We start from the raw sequence: 13,074 nt of genomic DNA, 5'->3' as shown, positions 1-13,074 counted from the left end.
AAGCTGTCCGGTTATCTCCTGGGAATAAGCTATGAAAATTAAAAAAACACTGGAACGTTTTCCTGGTGGTATGATGGTTGTACCGCTGATCATCGGCGCATTGTTTAAAACCTTTGCGCCGGAGGCGCTGGAAATAGGCGGTTTTGTCACCTCTATTTCGCATGGCGCAATGGCGATTTTAGGCATGTTTTTAGTCTGTATGGGCGCGGATATCCAGTTTAAAGCCGCGCCGAAAGCGCTGAAAAAAGGCGCTGCGATCACCTTTGCGAAATTTGCCAGCGGCGTGATTATTGGCATTCTGGTCGGAAAATTTTGCGGCCCGGATGGGTTATTAGGTCTGTCGGCTTTAGCGATTATTTCGGCGATGACCAACTCGAACAGTGGGTTATATGCCGCGTTGGTGGGGGAGTACGGCGATGAAACCGACGGCGGCGCGATTGCGGTAATATCGTTGAACGATGGTCCCTTTTTCACCATGCTGGCGTTAGGGTCGGCAGGCATGGTGTCGATACCCTTTATGAATCTGGTGGCGGTTATTATTCCCATTATCATTGGCATGATTTTGGGCAATCTGGATGAGGACATGCGCAAGTTTCTTAAACAGGGCAGCGTGGTAACGATTCCCTTTTTTGCCTTTGGGTTAGGATACGGTATTGATTTCGCAAGACTTATCACGGCAGGTTCTTCAGGCATTTTACTGGGACTCATGACGGTGGCGATTGGCGGATTTTTTAATATTTTCGCCGATCGTGTGACGGGAGGCAGCGGCGTGGCAGGCGCGGCGGTATCCACCACCTCTGGCAACGCCGTCGCGACGCCAGCGGCAATCGCGCTGCTCGATCCGCATTTTACTGACCTGGCGTCGACGGCGGCGGCGCAGGTGGCGGCCTCGACGATTATTACCGCTCTGTGCGCCCCCTTCCTGACCGTATGGATAAAAAAACGTTACGATCGTAAACTGAACCCAGCCGCCGCAGGCGGTTAGCGTTTCGGCGGAAAATAAATCACGACGGGCGGTCTCGCCCGTTCATAAACCAACAGGATGGTGAGTGATGAATAAGACGAAAGATATAGCCGCATCTCCTCTCTGTTTTGTCTCTCCTTACCCGCAACTGGCAAAGGCTGCCGAGGCGCTGGTCGCGCAGTTGGATTACGCCGTCACTATTCATCAAACGACGCTTAATCGTATCCTGGATGAGTTACCTTTATTAGAGTCCCGTGGGCACCAGGTACTCATTAGTCGTGGCGGCTGTGCGGAAATATTAAAAAAGCACAGTAAATTACCGGTAGTCGAAATTAAAATGTCCGGCTACGACATTCTTGATGCGCTTATCCCTTTTAAAGGACAAAAAGGCACTGTCGGTATTGTCGGCTTTTCCAGTGTGATCAAAGGATGCGCGCGCGTAGCGGAACAGTTAAATATTAACTATAAAATTTTTACCTTACAGGGAAATGATAAAGAAACGATTTCTTGCCTGAAGCAACAATTAGCGTCCACGCCATTAGATTGCATTGTTGGCGATACCGTTTGTCAGGATTATTTTTCACCGCTGGGTTCGCAATTCCGTTTGCTTGATTCCAGCCCCGCCTCAATAACCGAAGCTTTGGAAGAAGCCCGCTCATTATATCTGGCTTTTCGCAGCCAATTACTGGAGCGTCATCATCTGCAGCTGATTCTCGATCAGTTTGATAAAGCTGTTATCACGCTTGATGATACCGGCGCGTTACTGCATTACAATAAATATGCGAGCCAACTTTTTAAAATTAACGCCTCCGGTGAAATTTATGACGCATCTTTCCTGAAACAGGTATTGCACCAGGAGCGGCATACATTACGTGAGGGAAAAACCGTCAGCGCGAAAGTCGTCGATACGCCGCAAGGCGCGATGGTGGTTAATCTGTATCCGGTATTTGCGGCCAGACAGTTAAGCCGGGTAGTGTTGACGATGCAAACCGTCTCCAGTTTACAGGGGGCGGAACATCATGTTCGCCGCCAGGAACTGTCTCGCCGCGGCTTGAGCGCCCGCTATCATTTCGACGATCTGCTTACCGAAAACCCGGAAATGCTGCGTCGTCTGGCGATCATTAAAAATTATGCCGGTACGGACGCGACTATCTTAATTAATGGCGAAAGCGGGACGGGGAAAGAGGTGCTGGCGCAAAGTATTCATAATGCCAGCCAACGCGTTAACGGCCCGTTTGTCGCCATTAACTGCGGCGCGATGGCCCCTCAGATTCTGGAGAGCGAACTCTTTGGCTATGTCGCCGGCGCATTTACCGGCGCGTCGCCGAAAGGCAAAATAGGCCTGTTTGAATTAGCGCACCACGGTACCATTTTTTTGGATGAGATTAGCGAACTGGATAAACCGCTACAGACGCGCTTATTACGGGTATTGCAGGAGCGGCAGATTATGCGGCTGGGCTCAGACCAGATGATACCTGTTGATATTCGCGTGATTGCGGCGACCAATCAGACGTTAACGAAGCTCATTGCGGACGGGACATTTCGCGAAGATCTTTACTATCGGCTTAACGTATTAAAAGTGACCACCATCCCGCTACGCAAACGTCCGGAGGATATCAAAGCCATCGGCCTGTCGCTGCTTACTAGTTTCAGCCAGCATTATAAACGCCCGGCACTAACGTTAACCCCGGCGCTGTGGCAAGAGCTTCAGCGCTTCGCCTGGCCCGGAAACGTCAGGCAGTTAAGCAATATTATCGAACGGCTGGTGCTCTCTATTGATCACTCCCCGGCAACGCTGGATGAGGGTCGCCTCTTGCTGGACGATCTGGAAGAGGGGAGCCGACGCGAGCCAAGTACCTGCCACGACTGCCAGATGCTGGCTGGCGATTATAAAACGATTCGCCTGCGTATTTTGAGAAAATTATTAGAGGCGGAAAGGGATAATAAATCGTTAGTGGCGAAACGATTAAATGTCGATCGTACCTCGCTGACGCGCTGGATACGTGAGTCGGCCTGACAAGAATTTACAGACTCTGTGGGCAGCCTTGCAAAGCGTAACGCAAATAACGTCTATTATTATAGACAGTTAACGATCCAAGAGGTGAAGTGATGAACAAGGTTGCTCAATATTACCGTGAACTGGTGGCCTCATTAAGCGAGCGTTTACGCAATGGCGAGCGCGACATTGATGCGCTGGTGGAGCAGGCGCGCCAGCGCGTGATGCAAACAGGGGAGTTAACGCGAACCGAGGTGGACGAACTGACGCGCGCTGTCAGACGCGATCTGGAAGAGTTCGCCATGAGCTACGAAGAGAGCCAGGAAGATAGCGTCTTCTTGCGGGTGATTAAAGAGAGTCTCTGGCAGGAACTGGCGGATATTACCGATAAAACCCAGCTGGAGTGGCGTGAAGTCTTCCAGGATTTGAATCACCACGGCGTGTATCACAGCGGCGAAGTGGTGGGATTGGGGAATCTGGTGTGCGAGAAGTGCCACTATCATCTGGCGGTTTACACGCCGGATGTGTTGCCGCTGTGCCCGAAGTGTGGGCACGATCAGTTCCAGCGCAGGCCGTTTGAGCCGTAAGGTTCATTATTGCAGGGAGCAGGCGTATGATCGCCTGCTCAGTAGGTTTATCAGGAATCGTAACTGACAAGGAATGTGTTGATGAATGTGTTTTGCTCCATGGGTTGCCGGGCTGTGGTTTTGCTATGGGGGCTGGGATCCTTTTCCGCTTTCGCCGCGCTGACGCCAGCCGACGGACAGCAAATCAATGCGTTGGTGGATAGTTGGAACGATGCTCTGAATCGAACGGAAAGCACGCCGCCGCAGTCACTGTATAGGGGAAAGGTGGAGTGGTATGGTCAGTCGCTTTCCGCGCAGCAGGTTGTGGCCAGGGAGCAGGCGTTTTTGGCGAAAAATAGTGACTATCAGCAACACATTGTCACCGCATTGAATATTCAGCCAGCGGAAGATGATAAATCAGTCATCGTTCGTTTTGTTAAACGCGCAGGTACGACGGGAAAAATGACCAACTATCCCGAGGAAATATTGCTGATGCGCGACGCGGCGGGATGGCGAATCACCCGCGAAACCGACGGCATTACGCGTGCTAATCAGAGTAAAGAGAAAAGTGCCGAAGTTGCCAGGGGTAAATTTGATGGCCAACATTTGAGCTACGTCTGGCTTCGCGAGGAAAATCCACGGACTGGCGGTGCGTGTTCGGACGATAGTGATTGTGATTGCTCGCTGTGGAGCAGCGATGCGGAAGTGAAGCCAGTGAAGTTATCGCAATGCCTGGTCGGAAATATTGAGACGCTATCCGGGTTGGACGATAGCGGGCGGGATCGCGTCATGGTTTCTCCACAATGGTGGAGTAGCGTATTTCGTGTGGTGTATCTGTTTGATATCCAGAAGAAACAATGGATTCAGGCCACGTCCGCTTTTACTCGCAACCTTAATATGCAGCCGACGGAAACAGCATCGGATTTGGTGAAACCCGATTTACAGCGTCCGGGGCGGATACGCGTCACGCAGGCTATCTATGACGACGCGAAAGAGGTGACGACCATTGACGTGATTAGCCAGCCCCTCTGGACGCTGAAATAACCAATATTGCTCTGTATCGAAGCCTGTATCACGCATTCAACTGCGCTTCCAGTTTGCGGATCTCTTCGTCGACGTCCCATTTGCCCGTGGGCTGTGCTTTTTTGAACCAGTAGAGCGCTTGTTGTAGGTCTTGTGCGGTACCGTATCCATCTCTGTACATGCATCCGAGGTTGTACCAGCCCGATGAATTGTTACATTCTGCTGATTTGTGGAACCATTCCAGTGCTAGCGAATAATTTTGCTCGACGCCATGACCGCATTTGTACATCCAGCCGATACTGTTATAGGCACCATCGTCACCCTGGTCTGCCGCTTTTCGAAACCAGTATATTGCCTGCTGGTAATCTTGTTTGATACCTTCTCCGATGTAATAACAATAGCCCATCTGATATTGCGAGTAGCTGCTCTCTTGTAGCGCGCTCTTCTTATACCAAAGGGCGGCAAGGGATAAATTTTTCCGACATCCTTTCCCATTGCCATACATATACGCCAGTCTTTCCTGGCTGGCACAATGTCCTTGTAATGCTGCCTGTTTAAACCAGTAGAGTGCCTGTGTATCATTTTGCTCTACGCCAGTTCCTGAACGATACATTCTCCCGAGATTATATTGCGCAAGGTTGTGGCTCTGTTCTGCTCCTTTGCGATACCAGGCAACGGCCTGGGCATAATCTGGAGCCATCCCGGTTTCTCCTTCCTGAACCCAGCCTAATGTGTTGAAAGCGTGTCGGTGTCCTTGCTGTGCGGCTTTTTCTGACCAGAATAAAGCCAGCGTATTATCTTTCATGTCGGTAGGCGTGTCTTTGTATCGTAAGCCGAGCCAATATTGCGCCTCGCAATGCCCTTGTTCAGCTGCCTGCTGCAACCAATAAAAAGAGAGCTTATCCTCTTCGCTGCCATCTATACGTTCGTCATTATATAAACGGCCTAATATATATTGAGCTTCACTATTTCCTGACTGCGCCAGTTCGGTTAATTGTGCTAAAGATACGTTGTCGCAGGGATGACTGGTTATGGAATGATTCATTTTTTAATTTATCCCGCCATTGTTTTTTAGATTAATAATATATTGAGATTTGGCTTTGTTGTACTCTATTTTAGTTTTCAATTGCTTTTTTATTTGTGGTGTGAATATATTTTGGCGATTTATTATGGATAAAGAATCACAATATTTACTCTTTGCACTTTCCTCGCCGATGGAAGTATTGAACGAGGACTGTTTACCTTCACATTCGTCACCGAAAATGTATATAGGGATAAAACGTTTCGATCTTGAATCGTCGTGGGGTATTGAAAATCGTGATGAGCTGCTTCAGACCATTTCCCGCATGACGGATGACGGTCATGCCACGCAACTGGAATGGCTATATCGCCGCTGGTTTAGGTATGCGCCGCAGGAGTGGCAGGAGTATACCGACACGCTGGACGAGAGAGAGCGCATTTATGCCCGATTCGTCGCTGATACCGCCGTGTGTTGCGGCGAAGGCGGTATTCGCAGCTGGGATTATGTGCGGATGGGATTTCTCTGCCGCATGGGTGTGCTCAATGAATGGCTGACGGAAGAGGAGAGCCTGTGGCTGCAGTCGAGGATACAGCTTCGCGCGCTCAGCTATTATTCCGGCTGGTTGCCGTATTTCAGCGCTTATTACACCGGGCGTTTGTACTGGCAGTTACGGAATGGCGATAACCTACCGTTGCTACGCGAGACATTCGCCCGTAAGGAGTTTGATGATGCGGGGCGACGTATGATGAATAAGCTGATCGCCGGGAAGGACAGTTTTTACGCCACGCTGCCGTGGCGCTACCTGCCCCATTACCCTGAATGCCCGGACACGCTTCAGGAGGTGAGCGATCTATGAAAACCTGTTGGCAAGTCCTTGGCATTGAGGCCACCACGGATACCGACGCCATTCGTCAGGCTTATCTGGCGCTGCTGCCGTCATTTCATCCGGAAACCGATCCGCAGGGTTTTAAGCAATTGCGAGAAGCTTATGAATACGCATTGCGGTTTACGAAATCTCCCGCCATAACGATGGTTGAAGAGGATCCCGATACCCCGTGGGTGAATTATCTCAGGGAGATATTCGGTGATTTGCTGGCGGATGGCGAACGGCGCTTTCAGCCGCAGGCATGGCAGGAGTTTATCCAACAGATCAATAAATTATCGATTTCACAGGTCGAAAAATCGCGCTGGTGGCTGTGCGCTATCGCGATGAAGACCTTTCCTGTTTCGTACTCGTGTCTGAAACTGCTGTCAGATCGCCTGGCCTGGGAACAGGGGAGTGATAATCGAGATGTCGATGCCGAGGAGGTGGAGGATCTTTTGTTTGAAATCCGCCGTGGCGACCTGTTTGATTATTCGCTATTGCTGCATTTGCCAGTGGCGGTACAAAACCAGACCATTGCTTTTTATGATGCCCTGGACAACACCTTTTTCGAGCATCCTCTCTATTTCGCCCAACTTATGGCGCAGCACGGGGCCTGGGTTGTCCCGGACGATCTGCGCTTTCACCGACGCTTGTTACGCTGGTTCAGCACTCAGCGCCAGGGCGTCGCGGAGCTGCTGCCTGTCGCCCTGGCATGGCAGGAAGCCGAACCCGATAACGCAACGCCGGGTTATTACCACTTAGCCCAGCGCGTATTCTGCGGTGAAGGCGATAGTCTGCTGCCGGAGCTTTACGCACAGTGGTGGGAACATCCTTCCACCCAGCTTGACGATCTGTTGCTGCGCTGGTGCCGCCAGCATCGCCCGGACTTTTTCCCGCTGCTGGTGATGGCGGTTGAGGGGCGTGAGCAGGTCGATATCGATGGCGAACCGCTGCTGTATATTCCCGGCTCAAGCGCGCGTACCTGCTTGCTGTGGGCCGAGGCGCTGCACAGCGTCGCATTATCGCCACTGAGCGAAAGTTTTATTGCGCGGCGTTTGAATTACGGCGCGCCAGCGATGAGTGAGGCGCATAGCCAGCATCCATACTGGCTGTTGTATCAGGTGGCGGATAGCCTGGCGTGCGCCGAGGAGCCGTCAGCGGCATTGTTACAGAGTCTGGTAACGAAGCTTGATGCGCCGGATATCTGCCCGTTGGAAGCGCTGGTTATTCGCGGGTTGCTGGGGCGGGCTGCGGCTGTCGACACACCGTGTGAAGCTGTAGTCGCAAATGAAGAACCGGTGACAACGGTGACTTCGCAGAGTGTGGAGGAATCTGGCGGCGGCTTTGGCCTCTGGCAGGTGATTAAAATCATTTTATTTATTGGCGTTGTCGGCCATGTATTACGCCAGTTTATGCATTAGGGATATCGAATATGGACAAGGAAGAACAATATTTACTTTTTGCGCTCTCCACACCGATGGAGGTGCTATATATCGGCAATGAGCCTTCGCATACCTCTCCAGCAATGTATACCGGAATTCCTGCTGTCGATCTCTCCGATTCATGGGGGATTGATAACCGTGAAGATCTTATTCAAACCATCTATCGGATGACGGACGACGGTCATGCGGCAGATTTGGCTCCCTTTTATATCCGCTGGTTTACGCTATCTCCGCGTCAATGGCGCGAATTTACCGCGCAGTTTGGCAAGCAGGGCCAGATTTATGCGCGATTTGTTGCCGAAACCGCACTATGCTGCGGACGCGGCGGCATTAAAGCCTGGGACTATGTGCGTATGGGGTTTTTATGCCGGATGGGGGTGTTGAATCAATGGCTGACGGAAGAGGAAAGCCTGTGGCTGCAATCGCGTATCTATGCGCGGGCGCACTATTTTTACGACGGTTGGACGCAATATTTTGCCGCCTATTCGTTGGGGCGGCTGTACTGGCAGGCCGAAGGGGACGCCATGCAGGCATATTTCGCCCACCTAAAGTACGACGCTTCAGGCGCACGGATGTTTAATGAACTGACCTCTACGACAGAGAGTTATTATGCGCAGCTACCGTGGCGTCCGCTCAACGAACAACCGACATGCCCGGAAACGCTTAAAGGAGTGAGCGATTTATGAATATCTGTTGGGAAATCCTGGGCATTGAACCCACCACCGATCTGGAATGTATCCGTCAGGCTTATCTTGCCCTGTTGCCCTCATTCCACCCTGAGAGCGATCCGCAGGGTTTTAAGCGATTGCGCCAGGCCTATGAAGAAGCGCAGCACTGGGCCGCCTCGCCTGCGGAAGATGTAAAAACGGAAGAGGTGGGCGACGAACATGAAATACTGGTGGCGTTCAGGGAATTGCTGGCATCAGAGCGCGATCGCTTTCAGCCCTCGGCATGGCAGAAATTTATTCAGCAATTGAACCAGTGTTCAATGGATGAGATAGATAAGCTGCGCTGGCAGTTGTGCGACATCGCCATGAAAACAGAAACGATTTCGCTGTCTTGCCTGGCACTGTTGGCGCAGCGTCTGAACTGGCAGCCGCAAGAAGCAGAAGATGATGCTGAGGGAGGAGAGCTGGAAGCATTTCTGGAGACCGTAAAGCGGGGCGATGCGTTTGATCTGCTAAGTCTGGCCAAATTGCCTCTTATTGTTCAAGACCAAACTGACGCCTACTTTTTTAAGCTTGAGCATATCTGGCGCTTTTATCCCGAACATTTTGCCGACGCTCTGCAGGTTCAGGGAGCCTGGATAATTCCCGATGATAAACAGCTGCATCGTAAACTATTACACTGGTTTAGCGCCGAGCAGTGGGGCATGGCGGAACTGGTCGATATTGCTCGTCGCTGGCAGGCCGCGGAGCCGGATGACGAAGATGCGCACTATTACCTGTGCAAACAGCGTTTGCTCTGCGGCGAGGGGGAAAGCCTGTTGGCCGATCTTTGCGATTTCTGGCAGCGTTATCCCTCCACGCAGGCGGACGACCTGTTGCTGGGCTGGTGCCGCCAGCAGCGGCCTGATTTCTTCCCGCTGGCGGTGATGGCGGTCGAAGCGCGCTGTATGGCGGATGCTGAATATGTGCCCGGTGAAAGTGCGCGCACGCGTTTACTGTGGGCCGACATTTTGCACAGCGGTAGGTTATCACCGCTGGGGCGTTCATTTGTTGACTCCCTGTTTTATAAGCGAAAAGCGATGGCGTGGGCAAATTCACGGCTGAGTACCCAGGGGGAACCCGAAACGCCGCTGTTGGATCTGTACCGGACGGCGGAGCAGGTGGTGCTGGAAGCGTTTCCCAAAGAAAAGCCCTTTTTTCGCCTGCTGATCCGGCTGGAGGAGGGGCAAGCCTGTCCGCTGGAGTCGCTGATAACCCAGGCGTTGTCATCTAAAATCGCCATGAAGCCAGGCGATATTCGCGACAAAAAGGAGCTGGCGGAAGAGCTCAGGCTGGCGGCTGAGAAAGAAGAGAAAAAATTGTCTTCTGAAGCGAAAACCGAAGCACCCCGTCAGACGGAATCTGGCGGGGTGATGAAAATCATGAAGATTGTCGGTTTGATCGCGTTGATTGTCTGCGCGTTAAATCGATTCTTCCATTTTTTCTGAACAGGGGCAGTGAAAGCGCCGTTACGGCGCTTTTGGCTCGTCAATACCCAGATATTCGCAGGCGCGACGGCGCACGTCATCGACGCGCTGCATATCATTAGACAGCAGCGCCGCGTCGAAATCGGTAATAATCTCCCCCAGCATTTCGCGCTCATCGCCTAATGCGCGTGACCACTGCTCCTCTAACTGCGCTTTAAACGTCCGGTTAATCAGCATATCGCGGGGATAAATTTTCAGCGCCTGCAAGCGCTCACGGCTGGCTTCGATTTGCTGCGTCGTCAGTGAGGCGGCATTATGGCTGATGATTCTGGATTCACTCTTGCCGTCTTCCAGCAGCACGTCAACTTCCAGCAGACCATTAATATCGTAGCTAAAACGAATATCAATGGCCTGAATGTGCCCGTTCGGCTTCAGCATGACGTCAAAAGAATCGATCAGGATATTATTTTTTACCTTGTGGCTTTCACCCTGGTATACCCTGACGCAAATAGAGTCCTGCTCAGGGTGCATGGTGGAGTACGTTTCCACTTTTGACACCGGAACGGTGGTATTGCGTTCAATGATGGGCGAGAAAATACCAGGCACGCCCTGTCGGTTGACTTCCACGCCCAGCGAGTAGGGGCAGATATCCGTGAGGATCACCTCTTCAACGTCTTCATGGCGCAGGCGACAGGCGGCCTGAGTCGCGGCGCCAAGCGCCACGATGGTGCTGGGATCGTAACTTTGATAGGGCAATTTACCGAATAAGCGCACCGCGATGCGTTGCACCAGCGGCATCTGTGACGCGCCGCCGACCAGCACCAGGCTGTCAATTTGCTCCGGTTTGAGTCGGGAGTCGCGCAGCGCCTGCTCAATGGGCGTGCGCAGCCGGTTGAGCAACGGTAGCCACAGGGCTTCCAGCTCATCATCATAAAACGTGCTTTCCAGCACGCGCTCCTGATAAAGCCAGCTCATGCGCAGCGGGGAGCCGCTGGCGCATTTTGCGGCTTCAACACAGGCATACAGCGCAGCCAGATCGCTATCCGTCAGCGCTGATTTATCGAGATTCCAGCGTTTCAGCACTTCATCAAGTAACAAATGCGTGAAATCTTCGCCGCCGAGGTAGTTATCGCCAGCGGAGGCGTGAACTTCGATAATCGGCGTAGCGTATTCCAGAACGGTCACATCAAAGGTTCCGCCCCCCAGATCGAAAACCAGCGAACGGCTGTTTTGCTGCGTATGCAGGCCATAAGCCATTGCCGCCGCCGTGGGTTCATTGATCAAGCGCACGGCGTTTAACCCCGCAAGCTCAGCGGCAAGTCGTGTATGCTTCCGCTGCTCATCGCTGAAATAAGCCGGAACCGAGATCACGACGTCCTTGATTGGCTGCTGAAGGTAGTCTTCCGCATCTTCTTTCAGCGAGCGTAAAACCAGCGAAGATAATTCCGGCGCATTAAACGACTCTTCACCCAAATGCCAGTGAGTATTACTGCCCATTGCGCGTTTAAATAAGGCAGCGGTTTTATCTGGATGAGATGTTTTACGAGCTGCGGCAGGTTTTCCCACCAGAATTTGTTTATTTTCATCCATACTAATTATGGATGGTGTTAAATATTCACCAAATTTATTAGGTATTAATTGTGCGGCTCCGTCTTGCCAGACGGCGATTAAACTATTAGTGGTGCCGAGATCGATACCAATCGCTAACGTTGCATTATCCATTGCGTTTAATTTATCGGGAAAGAGAGTTTATAGAATAAAGAACACCACCCTCTGGCGTGGTGATCTTTATCAATGTCACGCCTGGCGAAAGTATTCATCCATAATGTTCGTCAACTCCGGGCGCTCGCCGTCATCATTGATGGCGAAATCGAGGAAAAAAGCATCGGCCTGTGGCGTGCGTTTCTGGGCCAGTAAATGAAACGCCAGCGGGTAGTGGCAGGCATAACCGGGTGCGCGAGTCAGAAAACGGACAAAATCAATCAACAAGGGAGAATGGGTATAAAACAGCGCGCGTAACAGTACGGCGGGAAATCCCTCTTCGGTGATCCCTTGCGCCATGATTTTGTTGAGGCCGGCCTCGCTCAGATCGCCTGCGGCAATAATATCTGCGCAGGCCGCAAGATCGGGATAATGCGTTGCGCAGTTAGCCAATGCGTTCGGCCAGTTGACGTGGGTATAACGTCCGTCATGGCGAGTAAAGTAATCCTCCCAAAGGGATGGCGGTAGTTTTTCGTACTGTATTTTCAGGGGGATGCGGCGCTGAAACTGGGCTTCCTCCAGGCGCTCGCCGTCATAAAATCGCAGGCATTGCTGTCGCGTCTCGTAGCATGTCATCGCCACCGGCTGGCTGATGACCCAGGTCTTCACGGGCCGGCCTTCCAGCGCCGCGGCGGTAGCTTTATGGTGACCATCAAGCAGGACGCAAAGCCAGCTGTCATTCATATGCCAGGCCAGCGCGTGGCTCTCTGGCTTATCGCGATAATACCCGGCGCGTTGTGGGTTAAATCGCGATGGGGGCTGGCCTGGCAGCAAAAAACAGGGTTCGCCGGACTGGTAGTGATAGTCCACGTCAGCAATCCACTGCCCTGTGGTCGCGGGATTCGGTTGTTTTTCGTTACCCACCGCCCAGAAAAAATGTCCGTTGCCATCCGTCGGATAAAGTTCGCGTTCTTCCAGCCGGTAATAGCCATCGGCAAAGAGTGAAAATAGCGGCGTCAGGGCGGTAAATGCTTCGTTCAACCCGACTCCTGGCTGATTCCACTCGGCAAGTGAGGATAAAAACTGCGCGGCGCCTTCATCATCATTGCTAAAACCGGCATAAACAAATTCTGCGCAGGTTGGGCACCAGGCTTCAGTGTAAAAACGAATCAGCGGCGAGCCATGCCAGGAGAGCGTATGAATACCGGCGTAAGAGTCGGGATCGTGGATAACGCAGGGACGAAGCAATGCTTTTCCGTTACGTACTGAAAACGTTATATGGGCTACGTCGTGCTGTAGCAGGCTAATTTCAGGTCTATTGTTACGCCAAAACATCGCTATTCATCCCTGGATTCTACTTTG

Annotated in this window: 11 protein-coding genes; 8 read left to right on the top strand and 3 right to left on the bottom strand. The window is 52.0% G+C overall.

The window, feature by feature from the left end; genetic code table 11:
• Positions 1 to 31: 31 nt before the first annotated feature.
• The 4 genes from ACLJRH_RS04640 to ACLJRH_RS04625 all read left to right on the top strand — a co-directional run bounded on the left by ACLJRH_RS04640 (position 32) and on the right by ACLJRH_RS04625 (position 4,570).
• Positions 32 to 985 (top strand): 2-keto-3-deoxygluconate permease, encoded by a 954-nt coding sequence (locus ACLJRH_RS04640; protein ID WP_000694480.1) that lies wholly within the window; start codon positions 32 to 34, stop codon positions 983 to 985.
• Positions 986 to 1,052: 67 nt separating this feature from the next.
• On the top strand, positions 1,053 to 2,981 hold the full coding sequence (locus ACLJRH_RS04635) for a sigma-54 interaction domain-containing protein (protein WP_001044170.1): 1,929 nt from the start codon (positions 1,053 to 1,055) through the stop codon (positions 2,979 to 2,981).
• 92 nt (positions 2,982 to 3,073) lie between these two features.
• Complete coding sequence (locus tag ACLJRH_RS04630) at positions 3,074 to 3,547, top strand: zinc ribbon-containing protein (RefSeq protein ID WP_001044885.1); 474 nt, start codon at positions 3,074 to 3,076, stop codon at positions 3,545 to 3,547.
• Positions 3,548 to 3,628: 81 nt separating this feature from the next.
• A complete protein-coding gene (locus ACLJRH_RS04625; protein WP_001100314.1) occupies positions 3,629 to 4,570 on the top strand; it encodes a hypothetical protein in 942 nt (313 codons plus the stop codon).
• A 28-nt stretch (positions 4,571 to 4,598) separates the two neighbouring features.
• On the opposite strand, the gene ACLJRH_RS04620 is transcribed toward ACLJRH_RS04625, so the two are convergent.
• Positions 4,599 to 5,594, bottom strand: a complete 996-nt coding sequence (locus ACLJRH_RS04620; protein ID WP_023136547.1) for a tetratricopeptide repeat protein — start codon at positions 5,592 to 5,594, stop codon at positions 4,599 to 4,601.
• Positions 5,595 to 5,718: 124 nt separating this feature from the next.
• Here ACLJRH_RS04620 and ACLJRH_RS04615 point away from each other — a divergent pair, with 124 nt between their 5' ends.
• Genes ACLJRH_RS04615 through ACLJRH_RS04600 form a run of 4 tightly spaced genes read left to right on the top strand, consistent with a single transcriptional unit; the run spans position 5,719 to position 10,032 of the window.
• The gene (locus tag ACLJRH_RS04615; RefSeq protein ID WP_023136546.1) at positions 5,719 to 6,426 is read left to right on the top strand and encodes a DUF1266 domain-containing protein; all 708 of its coding nucleotides are present in this window, start codon (positions 5,719 to 5,721) and stop codon (positions 6,424 to 6,426) included.
• On the top strand, positions 6,423 to 7,856 hold the full coding sequence (locus ACLJRH_RS04610; RefSeq protein ID WP_023136545.1) for a J domain-containing protein: 1,434 nt from the start codon (positions 6,423 to 6,425) through the stop codon (positions 7,854 to 7,856). The genes ACLJRH_RS04615 and ACLJRH_RS04610 overlap by 4 nt, the downstream gene beginning before the upstream one ends.
• A gap of 11 nt (positions 7,857 to 7,867) precedes the next feature.
• Positions 7,868 to 8,563 carry a DUF1266 domain-containing protein gene (locus ACLJRH_RS04605; protein ID WP_023223315.1) on the top strand — a complete coding sequence of 232 codons (696 nt, stop codon included), beginning with the start codon at positions 7,868 to 7,870 and terminating at the stop codon, positions 8,561 to 8,563.
• Positions 8,560 to 10,032, top strand: coding sequence for a J domain-containing protein (locus ACLJRH_RS04600; RefSeq protein WP_023136543.1), 1,473 nt, complete (start codon positions 8,560 to 8,562; stop codon positions 10,030 to 10,032). Before ACLJRH_RS04605 ends, ACLJRH_RS04600 begins: the two co-directional genes overlap by 4 nt.
• Positions 10,033 to 10,053: 21 nt before the next feature.
• Here ACLJRH_RS04600 and hscC read toward each other — a convergent pair whose 3' ends face one another.
• On the bottom strand, positions 10,054 to 11,733 hold the full coding sequence (hscC, locus tag ACLJRH_RS04595) for a molecular chaperone HscC (protein WP_023136542.1): 1,680 nt from the start codon (positions 11,731 to 11,733) through the stop codon (positions 10,054 to 10,056).
• Positions 11,734 to 11,808: 75 nt separating this feature from the next.
• Complete coding sequence (locus ACLJRH_RS04590; protein WP_023136541.1) at positions 11,809 to 13,047, bottom strand: hypothetical protein; 1,239 nt, start codon at positions 13,045 to 13,047, stop codon at positions 11,809 to 11,811.
• Positions 13,048 to 13,074 lie beyond the last annotated feature (27 nt).

Origin of the sequence: Salmonella sp. SAL04162 (assembly GCF_046551535.1) — a bacterium.
GTDB classification, from domain to species: Bacteria; Pseudomonadota; Gammaproteobacteria; order Enterobacterales; family Enterobacteriaceae; genus Salmonella; species Salmonella enterica.
The sequence above is the reverse complement of the archived record's forward strand: the minus strand, read 5'-3'. Positions and strand labels throughout refer to the sequence as shown.

What these genes read in the sequence shown, in the direction of transcription:
- ACLJRH_RS04635 (WP_001044170.1), top strand. Translation starts at nt 1,053, where the DNA reads ATGAATAAGACGAAAGATATAGCCGCATCTCCTCTCTGTTTTGTCTCT.
- ACLJRH_RS04630 (WP_001044885.1), top strand. Translation starts at nt 3,074, where the DNA reads ATGAACAAGGTTGCTCAATATTACCGTGAACTGGTGGCCTCATTAAGC.
- ACLJRH_RS04590 (WP_023136541.1), bottom strand. Translation starts at nt 13,047, where the DNA reads ATGTTTTGGCGTAACAATAGACCTGAAATTAGCCTGCTACAGCACGAC.
- ACLJRH_RS04615 (WP_023136546.1), top strand. Translation starts at nt 5,719, where the DNA reads ATGGATAAAGAATCACAATATTTACTCTTTGCACTTTCCTCGCCGATG.
- hscC (WP_023136542.1), bottom strand. Translation starts at nt 11,733, where the DNA reads ATGGATAATGCAACGTTAGCGATTGGTATCGATCTCGGCACCACTAAT.
- ACLJRH_RS04625 (WP_001100314.1), top strand. Translation starts at nt 3,629, where the DNA reads ATGAATGTGTTTTGCTCCATGGGTTGCCGGGCTGTGGTTTTGCTATGG.
- ACLJRH_RS04605 (WP_023223315.1), top strand. Translation starts at nt 7,868, where the DNA reads ATGGACAAGGAAGAACAATATTTACTTTTTGCGCTCTCCACACCGATG.
- ACLJRH_RS04600 (WP_023136543.1), top strand. Translation starts at nt 8,560, where the DNA reads ATGAATATCTGTTGGGAAATCCTGGGCATTGAACCCACCACCGATCTG.
- ACLJRH_RS04620 (WP_023136547.1), bottom strand. Translation starts at nt 5,594, where the DNA reads ATGAATCATTCCATAACCAGTCATCCCTGCGACAACGTATCTTTAGCA.
- ACLJRH_RS04640 (WP_000694480.1), top strand. Translation starts at nt 32, where the DNA reads ATGAAAATTAAAAAAACACTGGAACGTTTTCCTGGTGGTATGATGGTT.
- ACLJRH_RS04610 (WP_023136545.1), top strand. Translation starts at nt 6,423, where the DNA reads ATGAAAACCTGTTGGCAAGTCCTTGGCATTGAGGCCACCACGGATACC.